At 73.1% G+C, this 17,663-nt stretch carries 15 protein-coding genes; 5 read left to right on the forward strand and 10 right to left on the reverse strand.

The features are described 5' to 3' along the window. Positions 1-210 precede the first annotated feature (210 nt). Positions 211-957 carry a CPBP family intramembrane glutamic endopeptidase gene (locus OG624_RS37310; RefSeq protein ID WP_266354290.1) on the forward strand — a complete coding sequence of 249 codons (747 nt, stop codon included), beginning with the start codon at positions 211-213 and terminating at the stop codon, positions 955-957. A gap of 24 nt (positions 958-981) precedes the next feature. On the opposite strand, the gene OG624_RS37315 is transcribed toward OG624_RS37310, so the two are convergent. The 6 genes from OG624_RS37315 to OG624_RS37340 all read right to left on the reverse strand — a co-directional run bounded on the left by OG624_RS37315 (position 982) and on the right by OG624_RS37340 (position 9,324). After that, the gene (locus OG624_RS37315; RefSeq protein WP_161290164.1) at positions 982-2,661 is read right to left on the reverse strand and encodes an alpha/beta hydrolase; all 1,680 of its coding nucleotides are present in this window, start codon (positions 2,659-2,661) and stop codon (positions 982-984) included. Between the two features lie 61 nt (positions 2,662-2,722). Further along, on the reverse strand, positions 2,723-4,498 hold the full coding sequence (locus tag OG624_RS37320) for a SulP family inorganic anion transporter (RefSeq protein ID WP_371640455.1): 1,776 nt from the start codon (positions 4,496-4,498) through the stop codon (positions 2,723-2,725). Between the two features lie 13 nt (positions 4,499-4,511). Next, positions 4,512-7,232, reverse strand: coding sequence for a cation-translocating P-type ATPase (locus OG624_RS37325; RefSeq protein ID WP_371589436.1), 2,721 nt, complete (start codon positions 7,230-7,232; stop codon positions 4,512-4,514). A 120-nt stretch (positions 7,233-7,352) separates the two neighbouring features. Then, positions 7,353-8,312, reverse strand: a complete 960-nt coding sequence (locus tag OG624_RS37330) for a polyphosphate kinase 2 family protein (RefSeq protein ID WP_033216177.1) — start codon at positions 8,310-8,312, stop codon at positions 7,353-7,355. A 31-nt stretch (positions 8,313-8,343) separates the two neighbouring features. After that, positions 8,344-8,667, reverse strand: coding sequence for a three-helix bundle dimerization domain-containing protein (locus OG624_RS37335; protein ID WP_326749848.1), 324 nt, complete (start codon positions 8,665-8,667; stop codon positions 8,344-8,346). A 114-nt stretch (positions 8,668-8,781) separates the two neighbouring features. Beyond that, the gene (locus tag OG624_RS37340; protein ID WP_051762818.1) at positions 8,782-9,324 is read right to left on the reverse strand and encodes a MarR family winged helix-turn-helix transcriptional regulator; all 543 of its coding nucleotides are present in this window, start codon (positions 9,322-9,324) and stop codon (positions 8,782-8,784) included. Positions 9,325-9,467: 143 nt separating this feature from the next. On the opposite strand from OG624_RS37340, the gene OG624_RS37345 reads away from it, so the two are divergent. From OG624_RS37345 to OG624_RS37355, 3 genes are read left to right on the forward strand one after another with little or no spacing between them, the layout of a single operon-like run. Next, on the forward strand, positions 9,468-10,532 hold the full coding sequence (locus OG624_RS37345) for an alkene reductase (protein WP_371589437.1): 1,065 nt from the start codon (positions 9,468-9,470) through the stop codon (positions 10,530-10,532). A gap of 55 nt (positions 10,533-10,587) precedes the next feature. After that, positions 10,588-11,142, forward strand: coding sequence for a ribosomal maturation YjgA family protein (locus tag OG624_RS37350; RefSeq protein ID WP_371589438.1), 555 nt, complete (start codon positions 10,588-10,590; stop codon positions 11,140-11,142). Then, positions 11,123-11,344, forward strand: a complete 222-nt coding sequence (locus OG624_RS37355; protein WP_266354284.1) for a hypothetical protein — start codon at positions 11,123-11,125, stop codon at positions 11,342-11,344. The genes OG624_RS37350 and OG624_RS37355 overlap by 20 nt, the downstream gene beginning before the upstream one ends. Before the next feature lie 68 nt (positions 11,345-11,412). Here the strand turns inward: OG624_RS37355 and OG624_RS37360 are convergent, their stop codons facing one another. Both OG624_RS37360 and OG624_RS37365 read right to left on the reverse strand, forming a co-directional pair. After that, positions 11,413-12,591: an RNA polymerase sigma factor gene (locus OG624_RS37360; RefSeq protein WP_161288897.1), complete on the reverse strand. Its 1,179-nt coding sequence runs from the start codon at positions 12,589-12,591 to the stop codon at positions 11,413-11,415. 8 nt (positions 12,592-12,599) lie between these two features. Then, the gene (locus OG624_RS37365; RefSeq protein ID WP_033216185.1) at positions 12,600-13,007 is read right to left on the reverse strand and encodes a YciI family protein; all 408 of its coding nucleotides are present in this window, start codon (positions 13,005-13,007) and stop codon (positions 12,600-12,602) included. A 392-nt stretch (positions 13,008-13,399) separates the two neighbouring features. On the opposite strand from OG624_RS37365, the gene OG624_RS37370 reads away from it, so the two are divergent. Next, positions 13,400-14,014, forward strand: a complete 615-nt coding sequence (locus OG624_RS37370; RefSeq protein ID WP_063733988.1) for a response regulator transcription factor — start codon at positions 13,400-13,402, stop codon at positions 14,012-14,014. 31 nt (positions 14,015-14,045) lie between these two features. Here the strand turns inward: OG624_RS37370 and OG624_RS37375 are convergent, their stop codons facing one another. After that, positions 14,046-15,833: an ATP-binding cassette domain-containing protein gene (locus OG624_RS37375; RefSeq protein ID WP_371589439.1), complete on the reverse strand. Its 1,788-nt coding sequence runs from the start codon at positions 15,831-15,833 to the stop codon at positions 14,046-14,048. Then, positions 15,830-17,638, reverse strand: coding sequence for an ABC transporter ATP-binding protein (locus OG624_RS37380; protein WP_371589440.1), 1,809 nt, complete (start codon positions 17,636-17,638; stop codon positions 15,830-15,832). Before OG624_RS37380 ends, OG624_RS37375 begins: the two co-directional genes overlap by 4 nt. Positions 17,639-17,663 lie beyond the last annotated feature (25 nt).

Raw genomic sequence — 17,663 nt, forward strand, 5'->3', positions numbered from 1 at the left:
GGAACAGGCCAAGCGGAAGGCCTTTCGGGTGTTCCTCCTGTGGTCGGCGGGTCCCGGAAAGTCGCGTGTGACCAGTCGGAGGAAGGGTGATTGCTGTGTGCGGTCGCGACGGGTTCCGGAACCGATCGGCGGCGCCGCTGCCCCGTCGCCGACGGCCGAGGGTGCAAGATGAGGCCGACTGACCTGTCGTCATGACCGAGGTGGGTTCCCTTGCCCCGCAGCACCGCCGACGACGCCGGGCGGCCCTCCCGCCGACGCCTGTCACGCATCGGTACCTGGCCGGCCGTGGGAGTCACGGTGGCCGTTCTCGTCGTCGCCAACCTGGCCCTGCACCGGTGGACCGGCCTGTGGGGCCTGGTGACGGCCGTCGTGGTCGGCCTCCTGCTGCTCGGTGTGCTCCGCTGGGCCGGCGGCACCCTCGCCGACGCGGGCCTGGCTCGGGGCACCTTGGCCCGCGGTGCCCGCTGGGCGCTGGCCCTGATCGGCCTGGTCGCCGTCGTCTACCTGATCGGGGCCCTGCTGCCGGCCACCCGGGGCCTGTTCGAGGACCGGCGGTACGCGGCGATGGACGGGGGCGATGTGCTGCTCCGCGCCTTCGTGCTGGTCCCCGTCGGCACGGTCCTGGTGGAGGAGATCGCCTTCCGCGGTGTGCTCTACGGCCTGGTGGACCGCGTGCGCGGGGCCGTCCGGGCGACCGCCGTGTCGAGCGTGCTGTTCGGGCTGTGGCACGTGCTGCCCTCGCTGCACCTGGCGACCGCGAAACCCGCCGTGAACACGGTCGTCGGGGACTCCGGGCTCGGGGCCGTGCTGGCGGTGCTGGGGGCCGTGCTGTTCACGGCGGCGGCGGGCGTCCTGTTCTGCGAACTGCGCCGCCGCAGCGGCAGCCTGCTGGCCCCCATGGGCCTGCACTGGGCGGTCAACGCCCTCGGCTACCTCGTCGGGTACCTGCTGCGCTGACCGGCGGCGGTGGGGCGGGCGGGCTCAGTTCCGCGGCGAGACGATGTCCTTGAGCTCGTTCAGGTCCTGGGTGGTGAAGCCCTCGGGCCGCATGATGTCGTTCCAGGCGTCGACGTACGCGGCCTTGTACGTGTGGCCGTGGCCGTCCGGCACGCCGGTCGAGAACGGCAGGTCGGCGGTGACCTGCCAGAAGGTCACGAACGGGATCCAGACCATGGCTTCCAGCACGTCCGAGCCGGGCCGCTCCCCGATCCAGTCGGGCTCGGTGAGGGCCAGCGCGGGGCTCCACCAGACGATCGGGTCGGACGGATGCATCAGGTAGAGCACCCGCGGTCCGTCCCACGGCCGGTCCGCCGGAGGAATCCCGGTGGTCGGGTCCTCGGTGAACCGGACGGTCCGCCCGTCCCGGTAGACGGGTTCGATCTCGGGACTGCCCGCGTCACGGTGGTCGCTGAACTCGCGGAAGAGCGTGTTGAAGTTGGGCGGGCCGGCGAACACGGTCCCGGCGGTGCGGTTGCGCAGGTCGGCCTCCCCGCTGAAGGCCGTCTCACCGCCGAACGACCCCAGGCTCTCGCCCGCCACGAACAGACGCGGGCGCTTGTCCTGAGGCAGCTTGGACCACTTGTCGTAGACGGCGTCGAAGAGATCACGGCCGGCCTCGCGCGCCTTGGACTGGTCGACCAGGTACGACATCCACGACGGCAGGTACGAGTACTGGATCGCCACGGTGGCCGAGTCGCCGTTGCCCAGGTACTCGAAGGAGTCCACAGCGGCGGGATCGATCCAGCCACTGCCCGTGGTGGTCATCACGAGCAGGTTCTCGCGCTGGAAGCCGCCCGCCCGTTCGAGGTCCGCGACGGCCCGGGCGGCCCGGGTCTCCGTGTCGTCGGAGGTCGCCAGACCGGCGTAGGCGCGGATGGGCTCCTCCGCCGTACGGTGGGTGAACGCGCCGATCTCCTGCGCCGTCGGTCCGGAGCCGGCGAAGGCCCGGCCTTCCCGGCCCAACGAGTCCCAGGGCACCGACGAGCCGGGCCCGCCCGAGCGCAGGGCCGACGTGGGCTGGTGCACGCCTTCCGGGGTCTCCGTGTCACGCAGCGAGAAGGCCTCGTTGGACGCGTTGACGAAGCCGCTCAACAGCAGCCCGGAGAACGCGGCCCACGCCAGGCCCACCACCAGGATCCAACCCACCACCCGCGCCGCCCGCCGGCCGATCCACCGCCCGAGGAGATCGGCGGCCCGGTGGTACAGGGCGCGGAGCCCCCGCCCGGCGAAGAGCAGCAGCAGGAAGACGAGCGCGGCGACGAACGGGCAGGCGACGGCGGTGAGGACGTTGTACTCGGTGACTCCCATGAGCCGACGGATCTCGTGCTGCCAGTACTGGCCGAGCCCGAACGCGACGGCGAGGAGCACCACCGCGCAGATGATCAGGACGAGCCACGACCGGCGCGAGGGGACGCGTGCGTCCCGGTCCGCGAAGGCGCGCCACACGACGGCCGCGACCACACCCAGCCCGTAGCCGATGGCCGCGCTGATGCCGGCGATCAGCCCTTGGAGCACGCCGCCGCGGGGGAGGAGCGAGGGGGTGAAGGACAGACAGGCGAGCAGGACCGCGCCCCAGCAGCCGGGGAGCGTCAGACGAGGCAACCGGCGGTGTGCGCGTGCCGGCTCCTCCTCCGCGGGAGGGACGGGCGGGTCGTGACTCATGGCGGCCTCCAGGGACATGGTCCCCTGGCGTTGTCCGTCCTGCCATCCGGAGCGCGGACGCTCACTTCGGGCCGCCGGGCGGGGTGCCGGCCGTCCCGTCGGCGTCCGGCGAGGTCCACTGCGCTCCGGTGCGCAGGCGGAAGGCGGCGACCGCGGCCTCCACCGTGGGGAAGAAGTGCCGGGGGTCGATGGTCCGGGTGAGTTCGTACCGCTCGATCTTGTGTCGCACCGGATCCTTGAGCTCCGCGAACACCAGGTGCACGTCCCGCGCGTTGAGCGCCTCGTCGAGCTCCTCCAGGATGTCGGCGGCGGTGGTGTCCACATCCGTCATCGGCTCCGCCGCGACCACGATCCAGCTCGGCCGCGGATCCGCGTCTGCCAGCCGTCTGACCTCGTCCCGGAAGGTCTTGGCGTTGGCGAAGAAGAGCGGGGCGTCGAACCGGTAGATCACCAGGCCGGGCAGCCGCTCGGCACTCGGGTAGGAACGGATGTCGTGGTACCCCTCCAGGCCCCGCACCCGCCCCAGCACGGTGTCGTACGGCCACCAGGCGCGCCGGAAGACGTTGAGCACGGACAGGGCCACGGCGATCGCGATGCCGGGCAGCACACCGAGCAGGGCCACGCCGGCGAAGGCCGCGAAGCAGAGCAGGAACTCCGCCCGGCGCTGTCGCCACAGCCGTACGGCTCCCGGTACGTCGGCCAGGGACAGCGACGCGGTGATGACCACGGCCGCGAGGGCCGGTTGGGGAAGGTCGCGGAAGAGGCCCGGAGCCAGCACGAGCATGAGGACGATGAGCAGCGCTCCGACCACGCCGGTGAGCTGGCTCCGGGCGCCCGCCCGCTCGGCCACCGCCGTCCGGGACCCGCTGGTGCTGACGGGGAAGCCCTGGAAGAGGGCGGCTGCCAGGTTGGCCGCACCGACACCCGCCATCTCCTGGTTGCCGCGGACCTCCTGGCCGGTGCGGGCCGCGAAGGCGGACGCGTTGGAGATCGTGTCGGCCAGCGACACCAGGGCGATGCCCAGCGCACCGCCGAGCAGCGGAGCGAGATCGGCGAGCCGCACCTCGGGGATCGTGAACGGCGGGAACCCCTCGGGCAGCACCCCCACGAGCCCGACCCCGTGCTCGTCCAGGTCGAGGACGGCGGCCGCGGCGATCGCCAGGACCACCATCACGAGCACCGCGGGGACCTTCGGCAGGAAGCGCTGCAGGACCAGGATCAGGGCGATCCCGCCGAGGCCCACGGCCGCCGCCGCCGGCACCACCGCCCCCTCGGCGATCTTCCGCACGAGGCCGGCGCACTCACCGAGCAGGTTGTCCGCCTCGACCTTGAAGCCGAGCAGTTTGGGCAGCTGGCCGACCAGGATGGTCAGCGCCAGGCCGTTCATGTAGCCGATCATCGTCGGCTTGGAGATCAGGTCGGCGATGAAGCCGAGCTTCGCCACCGAGGCCAGGATCATGATGGCCGCCACCATGACCGCGAGCATCGACGCCAGGGCGACGGCCCGGTCGGGATCCCCGTCGGCCGCGACCAGCGGCAGCACGGTGGCGGCGATCATCGGACCCAGCGAGGAGTCCGGGCCCAGCACCAGGATCCGGGACGGCCCGAAGACCGCGTACCCCAGCAGGCAGAGGATCGTCGTGTACAGGCCGGTGATGGCCGGCAGCCCCGCCAGCTCCGCGTACGCCATGCCCTGCGGCACCAGCAGCGTGGTCAGGACGACGCCCGCGACCAGGTCCTTGGGCAGCCACGCGCGCTTGTAGGAGGCCACCGCACGGATCCCGGGAACCGCCCGGAGGCGGGAGAGACCCCCGTGGCCGGGGTGCCGGGTGGTCACGGACCGGCCGTCCTCACGCGGCCCTCGACCGGCGGGCCACGAGCTTGCCCAACTCCCATACGAGCAGCAGCACGACGGCGGCCGACAGCGCCCAGCCGAACTGCCGCGCGTCGATGTCGGTCGTCCCGAGGATCCGCTGGAAGCCGTCCATCTGCGTCACCAGCACGGCGAGCACGAACTGGGCCAGCGCGACCCAGTTCATCTGCTTGCTGTCGAACGTGGAGGTCGTCAGCACGGAATCAGTCTCGCTACGGCATTCGAACGCCGCCACGATCAGGCAGAGGGCGAAGGCCGTGAACGCGATCGACCGGCCGATCTCGACGTCGTCGAAGTGGCGCTCGCCGAGGGTGATCAGGCCGAGCAGGAGGATGGTGATCGCCAGCCCGCCGAGCCCGACCGTGACCAGCACGGGACGGGTGAGCACCGACTCCCCGCGCGGACGAGGACGGCGCCGCATGAGGCCCGCGCTCTCCCGGTCGAAGCCGAGCGCGAAGCCGAAGGAGGCGTTGACGACGAAGTGGATCCACAGCACCTGCGGCGGGGTGAAGGGCTCACCGGCGGCGATGTTGAAAACGGTGGCCCCGAGGAACGTCAGCACGAAGGTGACCAGCAGGAGCAGCACGAACCGGATGTACTTGGTGAGGTTGTCGTAGATCGTCCGGCCCTGTTCGACGGCGTAGACGATGGTGGCGAAGTTGTCGTCGGAAAGGATCATGCGTCCGGCGTTCTTGGCCACGTCCGTGCCGCTGCCCATGGCGATGCCGATGTCGGCCGCCTTGATGGCGGGAGCGTCGTTGACGCCGTCCCCCGTCATCGCGACGACCTCGCCCTTCTTCTTCAGCGTGTTCGCGAGCAGCACCTTGTGCTCCGGGGCGACCCGCCCCACCACACCGATCCCCTCGATCCGGGCGAGCTGCTCCTCCTCGCTCATGGCCGCGAAGTCGGAGCCGAGGACGGCCTCGCCGGGGATCCCGATCTGCCGGGCGATCGCCGCCCCGGTGGTGACGTCGTCCCCGGTCACCAGACGGACCCGGATGTGCGCGGCCTGAGCGGCGGCCACCGCCGCCTTGGCCTCCTCGCGGGGCGGATCGACCATGCCGACGAGACTGGTCATCCGCAGCTCGGTGACGTACGCGAGCAGGTCGCCGTCCGGATCGAACTCGTCCGGGTCCAGGTCCCGCATGGCCGCGGCCATCACCCGCCGCCCCTCGCCGCCCATCCGCTCGCTCTCCTCCTCGGCCCGGCGGAGCAGTCCGGCGTCCCACGGGACGGTCTCGCCCGCCGCGAGCGCGGTGGCGGCCCGCGCCATCACCGCGGGGGCCGCGCCCTTGACGAAGCAGCGCACGACCTGCCGCCCGGAGGCGTCGGCCGCCGCGTGGAAGGTGGCCATCAGCTTGTACTCGGGGTCGAACGGCAGCGTGGCGAGCCGGGGGAGGGCGTCGCGGGTGGCGTCGCTGTCCAGACCGGCCTTGTGCGCGAGCACCAGCAGTGCCCCCTCGGTGGGATCGCCCACCACCGCGCCGCCCACCAGCTTGGCGTCGCTGGCGACCACGTAGGGCAGTATCGCGTCCTCGATGCCCGCGGCGGACCCGGCGGCGTGGTGGACCTTGCCTTCGAGTCCGTAGCCCGTGCCCGAGACGGTGTACCGGTCGGTGGGGCTCAGCACCTCGACGGCGGTCATCTGGTTCATCGTCAGGGTGCCGGTCTTGTCCGAGTTGATCGCCGAGGTGAACGCCAGCGTCTCCACCGACGGCAGTTCCTTGACGATGGCGTTCCGCTTCGCCAGGTTCAGGCTCCCGACGGACAGGATCGCCTGGGTCACGGTCGGCAGGGCCTCGGGGATGGCCGCGATGGCCAGCGAGACCGCGCTGACGAACAGGACGTCCCAGGCCTGGTCCCGTTGCCGTCCCAGGGCGAACATCACGATCATGGTGAGGCCCGCCGCCGCCGTGATCCACAGGGTCAGCCGGTCCAGCTCCTTGGTGAGCGGCGGCACTTCCTTCTCGGTGGCCGACAGCATTCCGGAGATCTTGCCGAGTTCGGTGTCCACCCCCGTCCCGGTGACGATCATGAGACCGCTGCCGTGGGTGACCGGGGTGTTCATGAACGCCGTGTTGGTCCGGTCGCCGGGCGAGCGCCCGCTGCCGCGCAGCGCGCCGGTCTCCTTCGCCGCGGGAACGCTCTCACCGGTCAGCGCCGACTCGTCGATCTGCAGGGCGCTGGCCTCGATGAGCCGTCCGTCCGCCGGTACCTGGTCCCCGGCGGAGATGAGCACGACATCGCCGTCGACGAGCTGCTCGGCGGGGATCTCGGCCTCCCTGCCGTCCCTGCGCACCCGCGCCGTCGCCTTCATCATCGACTTCAGCGCGTTCATGGCGCTCTCGGCCTTGCCCTCCTGGCGCAGGCCCACGACCGCGTTCAGCAGCGTCAGCACGATCAGCAGGATCGCGGTGGTCCACTCCTGGATCGCCAGCGAGACGATCGCCGCGGCCACCAGCACGATCTGCATGTAGCTGCGGTACTGGGCGAGGAACCGGCGCCAGGCCGGGGTCCGTTGCTCCTCGGGCAGCGCGTTCGGGCCGTGCGCGGCCAAGAGCTCGGCCGCCCGCGCCGCCGACAGACCGACCGCGGGATCGACGTCGAACGCCGCAACGACCTCCTCGGGGGAGCGCGTGTACCAACCGTCCCCGGCGGGCGGGGGCTGCTGCGCCACGGAATCAGACCGCACCGTCATGGTTGTGCCTCCGATCCGCGGCCGGCCCGGACGCGTCCGAGCCGGCCGCGCGCCGTCCCAGGGACGCCAGGGCCTGTCTTTCGGATCATGCCGGGCCCGCGCTGATCCCCAAGGCAGGCCCTAGCCACGCTTCTTCTTCGGCTTGCCCTGCCGGGCGGCGTACGGATCGGCCGGGGCGCCGGCCGGGGCCTCCCGTTCCAGAGTCCGCTTCGTGACGAGGAGATCCTTGCGGGCCTCCTCACCCACGTCGGGGTACTGCGGATCGATCTCCATCAAGGTGTGCGCGAGGATCGCCGCCGCGCAGATCCGCGCGAACCACTTCCGGTCCGCCGGCACGACGTACCAGGGCGCCCACTTCGTGCTCGTCGCCGACAGCATCTCGGAGAACGCGTGCTGGTACTCGTCCCACCGGCGCCGCTCCCGGACGTCGGCGGCGGAGAACTTCCAGTTCTTCTCCGGCAGGTCGATCCGCTTCAGGAAGCGGGTGCGCTGCTCCTCCTTGGACAGGTTCAGGAAGATCTTCACCACCTTGAACCCGTTGTCCGTGAGATAGCGCTCCCAGCGGTTGATCTCCCGGTAGCGCCGCTCCCAGATGTCCGGACGGAGCACGTGCTCCGGCAGCTTCTGCCGGAGCAGGGCCTCGGGGTGGACCCGTACGACGAGGACCTCCTCGTAGTGCGAGCGGTTGAAGATGGCGATCTCGCCGCGCGCGGGCAGCCGCCGGGCGTAGCGCCACAGGTAGTCGTGGTCGAGTTCCTCGGAGGAGGGCACCTTGAAGCTGCTGACCCGCACGCCCTGGGGATTGACCCCGCTCATCACATGGCGGATCGTCCCGTCCTTGCCCCCGGCGTCGAGTGCCTGGAGGGCGAGCACCACGCCGTACGTGTCCTGGGCGGCCAGCCGCTCCTGGTACTCGGCGAGCAGCGACACACCGGTCCGCAGCAGTTCGGTCCCGTCCCGCTTCTTCATGCCGGCCTTGTAGCGGGGGTCGAAGTCCCGTGCCAGGTGCACCTTCGATCCCGGTGGCACCCGGAGGGGCTCGATGAAGTCCGCGATGCGGTCGGCCCTCTTGTCGGCCATCAGTACGCGCCCCTTCCCCGGCCCCGGGCGGTCACGGCCCGTCCCTCACCGGGTCGGGGAGGCTCCCGGCGGCGAGCGCCTTCCGGGACCGGCGCTCGGCCAGGATCGGGACGTACTTCCTGACCTTGGCCTGCCGGAACGAGCCGTACGCGGCCTCCACCGTCGCCTCGACGGTGGCCGCGTCGACCGAGGGGTAGGCCGCCCTCAGACGCGCCACGGTGGTCCGGACGGCCGCGAGTTCCTCCGGGGTGGGTGACCACTCCTCCGGTGTCTCGTGCGGTGTCGGCGGATCGGGATCTTCGCGTGCAGGGGCGGTCCCGGTCCGTTCCGCGCCCTGGAGTGTTGCCGGTGCCATTTCCCACGACCTTCGGACCGCCGATCCGCACATGCCGACATCGGGTGAGGACGTCCTTCATGGCGATTCTCTGCTAAATGGGACAAGATCGCCCACCGTGCGGTCCTACGTGACCTAACAGACGCCGGGTCCCTTGTAGGTGACATCGCATTCCGCGAGGCCGCCGCGGGCGACCTCCGTGCACAAGGTGGCTTCGACCTTGCCCAGGAGGCGGGTCAGTTCGGCGCGTTCGGCGGCGTCCAGACCGTCCAGGGTCTGGCGTTCCAGTTCGCCCCACGCCTCGCGGACCTCGACCAGGAGCTCACGGCTGGCGTCCGTCGCCTCGACCAGGGAGGCCCGCCGGTCCGCGGGGTCCGGGCGGCGCCGCACGTGGCCGGACTGCTCCAGGCGCTGGAGCATCTTGGTCACCGTCGAGGGGTCGAGTCCGAGCGCCTTGATCAGCTCGGACTGGCGCACGGCCCCGCAGTCCCAGAGGTGCATCATCAGGAACTCCTGCCCCGGGTGCAGCCCCAGGTTCCGCAGGGCCCGGCCCGCCGTGATCCGGTGGAGTCGGGCGACCCGGCTGATGGCGTGACTCACCGGCCCGTCCAGCACCGCACTCGGCACCGCCGCGCACTGCGTGACGGGGCGCGGCTCCTGTACGGATTCCGCGGTCATGGGAGGGCTCCTCCTGGTCGGTCCGGCATGTCTGCGCTGTGGATTCTACCGTCCGTCCATATTTTAGCTTGGTCGACCAAGTAATGGGGTACGCTGCATCTCGCAGTCAATCATTGGCCGACCAATTATCTTGTGGGGTAGCAATGACCACCGCCTTCGAACCGGTACACGTCGCCGGCACCACCCTCTCCAACCGGATCGCCCTCGCCCCGATGACCCGCAGCCGCGCAGGTCAGGACGGCGTCGCCACCGGCCTCGTCGCCGAGTACTACACCCAGCGCGCGTCCGCCGGCCTGATCATCAGCGAGGGGATCCAGCCCTCCGTGGTCGGCCAGGGCTACCCCTTCACCCCCGGCCTGCACAGCGCCGAGCAGGTCGCCGCCTGGCGCGAGGTCACCGACTCCGTGCACGCGGCGGGCGGCCGGATCTTCGCCCAGCTGATGCACTCCGGCCGCATCGGCCACCCGAGCCTGCTGCCCGACGGCCTCGTCCCCGTGGCCCCCTCGGCGGTGGCCGCCCAGGGGCAGCTGTTCACCGGCGACGGCATGAAGGACTTCGTCACCCCGCACGAGCTGACCGCGGCCGAGGTGCGCCGGACCGTCGCCGACTTCGCGCAGGCCGCCCGCAACGCGATCGAGGCCGGTTTCGACGGCGTCGAGCTGCACGGGGCCAACGGATACCTGATCCACCAGTTCCTGGCCCCCGGCTCGAACCTGCGCACCGACGAGTGGGGCGGCCCCACGGAGAACCGGATCCGCTTCGCGGTCGAGGCGGTCAAGGCGGTGGCCGCCGCGATCGGCGCCGAGCGCACCGCGCTGCGCGTCTCGCCCGGCAACACGTACAACGGCATCTCGGAACCCGACCCGCAGCCCGTCTACGAGGCCCTGGTCAAGGAGATCGACGGACTCGGCCTGGCCTACCTCCACGTCCTGGAGCACGGCCCCGAGGCCCGGGAGACCACCCTCGCCCTGCGCAAGCAGTTCTCCGGACCGTTCATACTGAACCCGGCGACCGAGGGCCCCACCGACCACCGCGCCCTCCCGCTGATCGAGGACGGCGTCGCCGACCTCCTCGCCTTCGGGGCGCTCTTCCTGGCCAACCCGGACCTGCCGGACCGCCTGCGCACCGAAGGCCCGTACAACACCCCTGACCCGACCACCTTCTTCGGCGGCGACGCCCGCGGCTACACGGACTACCCGACGCGCTAGACCTGTTCAGAGGTGTCCCGCCGATCGGTCGGGCCGGCTCCGGCAGTATGGCTCCGTGGATCTCATACCCCGACGCCGCGACGGCGCCGCAGCCCCCGCCCTCCGACGGACCCGGGCGGTGGCCGCCGCGGCCGCGGTGGTGACCGTGGCCGCGGGGCTGGGACTGCGGGCCGCCGCGACGGGGAGCACGGCGAAGTACGGGGGCGACGCTCTGTACACCGTCCTGTTGCTGACCCTCGTCGTACTGGTCGCGCCCCGGCTGACACCCCTGCGGGCCGCCGGGACCGCGCTGGCCGCCAGTTGGGCCGTCGAATTCCTCCAACTGACCGCCGTACCCGCCGATCTCTCCCGGCACAGCGTCGTGGCCCGCCTGGTCCTCGGTTCCACCTTCAACGCACCCGACCTGTTCTGGTACGTGGTCGGCGCGGCGGCGGGCTGCCTCCTCCACACCGCGCTCGCGCCGTCCGTGGCGGCCGGAGGATCGCACCCCGCCCGCCGGCCGCACCCGGTCAACAGGGCAGAATCGTCGGACAGTTCCCCCAGCGCCGACACCTCGCCCCGGCCGGAGGGCCCCAGCAGGGAGGTCAGACATGCCCCACGACGACGATGAGCCGATCTTCAAGCGGAGCAAGTGGGGGACGAACCGCTACCACTACAACCCCGCCAACCCGATCGGGGCGGCGCTGATCGTCATCACCCTGGTCTTCGTCGCGACGATGATGATCATGATGACCAACCGGGTGGGGCCGTTCGCGCCCGACCCCGAGCCCACGGGATGGAACCCACCGACCGTCGCCCCCACCGCGCCCTGAACCGTCGGACATCACCGCGTCCCGCAGCAGGTGCCCGACGAGCGGGTCGGTCGGGCGCGGAGGGTCGGTCAAGGGGACCGGCGCGCGGTGTTCAGCCGGGCGGCCTGGCGCATCAGGTGATCGCGCTCGGCGAGGTTCGGCGCCTTCAGGGCGGCCTCGGCGTACAGCCGGGCCGCCGTCACCACGTCGCCGTCGCGTTCGTGGAGGTACGCGGCCACCGCCGTGCGGCGGGGCAGCGCCTCGTCCAGCGCCGCGAGCGCCGCCAGCCCGGCGCGCGGTCCGTCGGCCTCACCCACGGCCACCGCGCGGTTGAGTCGTACGACCGGGCTGTCGGTCAGGAGCGCGAGCTCGTCGTACCACTCGACGATCTGCACCCAGTCCGTCTGCGCGGCGGTGGGCGCGTCCGCGTGCAGCGCCGCGATGGCTGCCTGCGCCTGGAACTCGCCCAGCCGGTCGCGGGCGAGGGCCGCCTGCAGGATCCGTACACCCTCGGCGATCGCCGCGGTGTCCCACTTGCCCCGGTCCTGCTCGGCGAGCGGCACCAGGCTGCCGTCGGACGCGGTCCGGGAGCCGCGCCGGGCATGGTGGATCAGCATGAGGGCGAGCAGCCCCGCCACCTCGGGGTGGTCGACGCGGGCCGCGAGCTGCCGGGTGAGCCGGATGGCCTCGGCGGCGAGGTCGACATCGCCGGAGTAGCCCTCGTTGAAGACCAGGTAGAGGACGCGCAGCACGGTGGCGACATCACCGGGACGGTCGAACCTTCCCCGAGCTCTTCGAGCAGGGGAGACCCCATGGTCGGAGAGCGTGCGCTTGGCCCGGCTGATCCGCTGCGCCATGGTCGCCTCGGGCACCAGGTAGGCCTGGGCGATCTGGCGGGTGGTGAGCCCACCGACGGCGCGCAGCGTGAGCGCCACGGCGGACGACGGCGTCAGCGACGGGTGGGCGCACAGGAAGTACAGCTGGAGCGTGTCGTCCACGGCCGGCGCGGGTCCGGGCGGCGGTTCCTCGTCCACCAGGTCCTCGCGCCGGCGGCGGGCGCTGTCCGCCCGGGTCGCGTCGAGGAACCGCCGCCAGGCCACGGTGACCAGCCAGCCCTTCGGGTCCCGCGGCGGGTCGGCGGGCCAGGTGCGGATCGCCTCGACCAGCGCCTCCTGGACGGCGTCCTCGGCCGCCGCGAAGTCTGCTCCGCGGCGGACGAGGATCCCGAGCACGCCTGGCGTGAGGCTCCTGAGCAGGGCCTCGTCCATCGGTGAGGTCACTCCGTGGCGCTCGGGTGCGCGGACAGGAACGGACGCAGTTCGAGCCACTCGTGGATCGGCTTCCCGCCCGCCCCGGGGGCTGCCGACAGCTCGCCGGCCAGTTCGACGGCGCGCTCGTAGCTGTCGACGTCGATCACCATCCAGCCGGCGATCAGGTCCTTGGTCTCCGCGAACGGGCCGTCGGTGACCGGCGGGCGTCCTTCGCCGTCGTAGCGGACGAAGGTCCCCTCGGGGGCGAGTGCCTGACCGTCGACGAACTCACCGGTGCCTTCGAGGCGTGCCGCGAAGTCGTTCATGTACTGGATGTGTGCCGAGATCTCCTCGGGCGTCCACCGGTCCATGGGGACGTCGTTGACGGCTGCCGGGGCGCCGCGGTAGTGCTTGAGCAGCAGGTACTTGGCCATGACGCTTCTCCTCGGTGCTGGTGCGACCCATTGTGGTCGCCTTCACCCCTGGGACGGAGCCGGCCACGGGTTCTCGACATCTCCCCGTCGGAAATTCTTCGCTCGGTCGATCCGGACCCCGCGCGGCCGCGCATCGTGGGGGTGGCGGGCCGACGGGATCCCCGCCGAATGCACGCGGAATCAGCCCATCCGGATTTCGGCCTCGCGCGCGGTTCCACGGCACTTTCCGGATGCCCGCCGAGGTCGGAGGGCCGCCCGCGGCGCCGGGGCGGAACGACAGGACCGCACGCCTCCGGCCGCGCGCCCCCGCACGCCTCCCGCCGTGACGTTCCCTCGCGGTGGTAGCTGGGCAGCCGCTTGATGCTGATCGATCGTCTCGTGAGGGGAACCCGATGACCAAGGTCTTGGTGCTGCACAGCGTGTGCCTCGTGAGGTCGGCCCTGGCCGCGCTGCTGAGATCGGAAGGCGATTTCGACGTCACGTCGTCCGGCTGGCGGGCCGCCGCGCGCCAGGCCGAGTTCTTACGACCTGACGTGGTGGTCGTGGACCTCGACTGTCCGGGCGTCTCGGCCGCCCTCCACGCGGAGGTGGGCGCCCCTCACCTGCTGCCCGCCTCACCCACACCCACCCCGCTGCTGGTGCTCGCCCGGGCCGACCTGCCCGGCGCGCTGCGGCGCGCCCTCCGGACGCAGGCGCTCGGCTACGTGGACAAGGACGGCTCGCCCGCCCGGCTGGTCCGGGCCGTCGCCAAGGTCGCGGCGGGGGAACGCGTCATCGACGCCGCGCTCGCCTCGGCCTTCATGGAGGCCGACCCCATGCCGCTCAGCCCGCGCGAACTGAGCGTGCTGGCCCGCGCCGCCGAGGGCGACTCGATCGCGGAGATCGCCCGCGCCCTGCACCTCGCCAGCGGAACCGTCCGCAACTACATGGCCGCGGTGACCCGGAAGACCGGCGCCCGCAACCGGATCGACGCCATCCGGATATCCCGGCGAGCCGGCTGGGTCTGAGCCGCCGGCCCGAGAGCCCCCGGACCCTTCCTCACCCTTGCGCGTTCCACAGACCCACCAGATCCCGGTACAGGGGCGACCTGGCCGGGAGCTCCGCATGCGTGCCGCACACCGCCCGGGTCCCGTCGAGTACGAGGATCCGGTCGGCCCTGACGGCGGAGGAGATCCGGTGGGCGACCACCACCAGCGTGCCGGGGCGCTCAGCGAGTGCCCGCTCGGCGCGCTCCTCGGCCCGCGGGTCGAGGTGGCAGGTGGCCTCGTCCAGCAGCAGCAAGGGGGCGGGGGAGAGATAGGCGGCGGCGAGGGCGAGATGCTGTCGCTCGCCCGGGGTGAGCCGGCCCGGGTCGACGACGGCGTCCGGTCCACCGAGCCGGGCCACGAGCGCGTCCGCGCCGAGGACGGCCGTGGCCCGCTCCACCTCCCCCCGGGACACCGGGCCGGGGCACAGGTGGGTCAGGTTCTCGTGGACCGTACCCGTGAAGACGTACGCCTGCTGCGGCAGCAGCGTCCGGCGGACGTCGGGGCCGTACCCGGGGGCGGCGCGACCCGGGGCGCCGCACGCGGGGGCGCCCGCCACCCGTACGGTTCCCCGGCCCGGCGGCAGCAGACCGGCGATCAGGGCGGTGAGGGTGGACTTGCCGATGCCGCTCGGCCCCACCACGGCCAGGTGCTCGCCGGGCCGGACCAGCAGGTCGAGGTCGTCGATCACCGGATGCGCGCGGGGACCGTAGGCGAACCGGACCCGCCGCAGCTCGACGGCGGGTGAGGTCGGTGCGGGTGGTGCGGGTGGGCCGGATACGGGTCCCGGGTCCACCGCCAAGGGCTCGGGGTGCGGCCGCGGGGCCGCTTCCGGATCGCAGAACCGGTCCAGCACCACCAGCAACCGGGTGCCCGCCGCGCCCACCGCCGTCATCAGCGCGTCCAGGGCGGGCAGCAGCGACTGCACGAGGTAGGTGAGCGCCCCGGCCACGGCCCCCGCGCTCACCCCGCGCCCGAGCAGCCAGGGGGTGCCGGCGAGCAGGACGACGACCGGCAACCGGCCCGCGACGCCCAGGGCCAGCGTGCGCAGGGCGGTCCACCGCGCGAGCCGCCCGGTCAGCCGTTCCTGCTCGGCGATCAGCAGCTCGATCCCGGCCCCGGCGCTCGCCCCGCCCCCGCAGGCGATCACGTCACGCAACCCCGCCGCCAGTTCGCCCGTGCGCCCGGACAGCGCCTCGTCGGCGTCGAGCGCCGCGCGCTGCACGCGCGCCATCGGGCGCAGCGTGGCGAGGAAGGCGGCCGTCCCCAGGAGCAGCGCGGGCAGTACGAGGACCAGCAGGACGGGGGCCAACGCGGCCAGCCCGAGCAGCGCGCCCAGGGCGGTGAAGACGAACGACCGGGCGATCAGCACCAGTCCGGCGAAGGAGTCCCGGGCCATCTCGGTCTGCTGGGTCAGCCGGGACACCGCACCCGAGTCACCGGCCCGCGACGCCCTCGCCGGATCGGAGACGGCCAGCCCGATCGCCTGGCGCACGGAGCGCCGTACGAGGCCGTCGCGCAGCGGTTCGACCAGGTCCGCGAGCCCGCCGAACACTCCGCGAAGGGCGAGGGCGCCCAGCAGCGCGCCCACCCCGGCCACGGCCAGCCAGCCGATGCCGGTACCGGTGCGGCCGGCGAGGAAGCCGTCGTCGAGGGCGCGGGCCACCGCGTACCCCCCGAGGAAGGTGTGCGCGGACTCCAGCAGGGACCAGAGCGCGAGCCGGCGCAGGGTCCGGGTCCGGCCGCGCAGGAAGCGGCGGCCCTCGCGGGACACCCGGCGCCACGTGCCGTGCTCGCTCATCGCACCGCCTCCCGGCCCGGCGGCTCCGTGGCCGGCTCCGGCCGCGCATCCGTCTCCGATCGGGTCCCTTCGCCGAACACCGACCGGTAGGCGGGGTCCCGCCACAACTCCGCGTGCGTACCGGTCGCCCGCACCCGCCCCGCGTCGAGCCATACGACGAGGTCGGCGCGGGCGGCCGAGGAGACGCGGTGGGCGACGACCAGGCGGGTCCCCGGCCGGACCTCGCGGGCCAGCGCCCGCTCCACCTCGCGAGTGGTGAGGGTGTCCAGGCTCGACGTCGCGTCGTCCAGGACGAGCAGCCGCCCCGCACGGTGGAACGCCCGTGCCAGGCCGAGACGTTGCCACTCGCCGCCGGACAGCGGCGCGTCCTCCAGCGCCGTGTCGTAGCCCTCGGGCAGCCGGCGCACGAAGGCGTCCGCCCCGGCCGCCCGCGCGGCGGCGCGCACGGCCTCCGGGTCCGGGCCGGACTCCGGGCACGGATGCGGGCCGTCGCCGAAGGCGATGGCGTCCGCGACGGTCCCCCCGAAGAGGGCCGGTCGTTCGAAGGCGTGGCCCACCTCGCGGCGCAACTCCTCGGCGGACAGCTCATCCAGCGGCACGCCGTCGAGCACAACCCGGCCCGCGTCGCACGCGGTGAGCCGCCCTGCCACGGCGGCCAGGGTCGTCTTGCCGGAGCCCGATCGGCCGACCACGACGGCGGTCGCCCCACCGGGGATCCGCAGGTCGACGTCGTGCAGCAGTACGGTGCCCGCGCGGACGACCCGTACCCCGCACAGTTCCAGCGTGCCCGGTCCCGAGCCGGGCAATCGGCGCTCCCCCTGGGGGAGCTCGGGCAGGTCGAAGAGGGCCGCGGTGCGGCGGGCGGCGGCCCGGCCTCGCACCACGGCCGCCAGCCGCCCCGTCACGGTGCCGACCCCGGCCGCGAGGCCCGCGTAGCGGACGGCGGCGAGGAGCCCGCCGACGCCGAGGGCGCCCTCGGCGAGGCGGACCCCGCCCACGCCGAGGACCACGTACAGCAGCAGGGGCATGAGGGCGCCGGTACGCGCCACGGTCGCTCCGTAGATCCGCCACGTCCGCCGCCCCTCGGCGCCGAGCTCCGGCAACCGGGCCAGTACGCGCGCCTGTTCGCGTGCGGCGGTGCCGGCGGCGGCGATGGTACGGGCGCCCCCGAGAGCCTCCACGAGCCGGCCGGCCAGGTCCAGCTGGACCTCCTGGTAGCGGCTGACGCTGGCGCCCGAGTCGCGGGCGAACGCCCTCAACAGCACGGCGAGCAAAGGCAGTCCGGCGAGGAAGGCCAGCGCGGTCCACACGTCGACCAGGACCAGCGCCACGAGCCCGCCGAGTGGGGCGAGCAGCGCCACGGACGCGGTCACGACGGCCGCCGGAACGGCCCCGGCGGTGGTGGCCTGCGCGGTCAGTCGGGCGGAGACTTCGCCGGGGGAGTGGCGGGCGGCCCGGTGCGGCGCGGTACGCAGCAGCCGCCCGAGCCCGAGCCGACGCAGCCAGGCGGTGGAGCGGGCGTCGACACCGCCGGTCAGCCGGGCCGTCGCGGCGTCGAGCAGCACCTCGGCGGCGATCACCGCCGCGCACCAGGCGATCCACCGGGCGCCCGCGGGATCCTGCCGCAGCAGCAGGTCGAGGGTGTGACCGAGGACCGCCGGTTCGGCCAGGGCCGCGCCGGCGGCGGCCACCGAGCAGGCGGACGCCGCGGCGAGCCGGCCGGCGCTGTGCCGCGCGGCCGCCCGCAGCGCCCGGTCGGCGGTGCGGGCGGTCGACGCCTCGCCGGAGGGAGCGGGCACGGTCATGGGGCGCGGCCTCCAGGGGGTGGTG

This window comes from Streptomyces virginiae, assembly GCF_041432505.1.
GTDB classification, from domain to species: Bacteria; Actinomycetota; Actinomycetes; order Streptomycetales; family Streptomycetaceae; genus Streptomyces; species Streptomyces virginiae_A.

Coding starts and splice junctions, on each gene's coding strand:
- OG624_RS37330 (WP_033216177.1), bottom strand. CDS start 8,312: ATGGCCGACAAGAGGGCCGACCGCATCGCGGACTTCATCGAGCCCCTC.
- OG624_RS37345 (WP_371589437.1), top strand. CDS start 9,468: ATGACCACCGCCTTCGAACCGGTACACGTCGCCGGCACCACCCTCTCC.
- OG624_RS37370 (WP_063733988.1), top strand. CDS start 13,400: ATGACCAAGGTCTTGGTGCTGCACAGCGTGTGCCTCGTGAGGTCGGCC.
- OG624_RS37325 (WP_371589436.1), bottom strand. CDS start 7,232: ATGACGGTGCGGTCTGATTCCGTGGCGCAGCAGCCCCCGCCCGCCGGG.
- OG624_RS37360 (WP_161288897.1), bottom strand. CDS start 12,591: ATGGACGAGGCCCTGCTCAGGAGCCTCACGCCAGGCGTGCTCGGGATC.
- OG624_RS37355 (WP_266354284.1), top strand. CDS start 11,123: ATGCCCCACGACGACGATGAGCCGATCTTCAAGCGGAGCAAGTGGGGG.
- OG624_RS37335 (WP_326749848.1), bottom strand. CDS start 8,667: ATGGCACCGGCAACACTCCAGGGCGCGGAACGGACCGGGACCGCCCCT.
- OG624_RS37380 (WP_371589440.1), bottom strand. CDS start 17,638: ATGACCGTGCCCGCTCCCTCCGGCGAGGCGTCGACCGCCCGCACCGCC.
- OG624_RS37375 (WP_371589439.1), bottom strand. CDS start 15,833: ATGAGCGAGCACGGCACGTGGCGCCGGGTGTCCCGCGAGGGCCGCCGC.
- OG624_RS37340 (WP_051762818.1), bottom strand. CDS start 9,324: ATGACCGCGGAATCCGTACAGGAGCCGCGCCCCGTCACGCAGTGCGCG.
- OG624_RS37315 (WP_161290164.1), bottom strand. CDS start 2,661: ATGAGTCACGACCCGCCCGTCCCTCCCGCGGAGGAGGAGCCGGCACGC.
- OG624_RS37365 (WP_033216185.1), bottom strand. CDS start 13,007: ATGGCCAAGTACCTGCTGCTCAAGCACTACCGCGGCGCCCCGGCAGCC.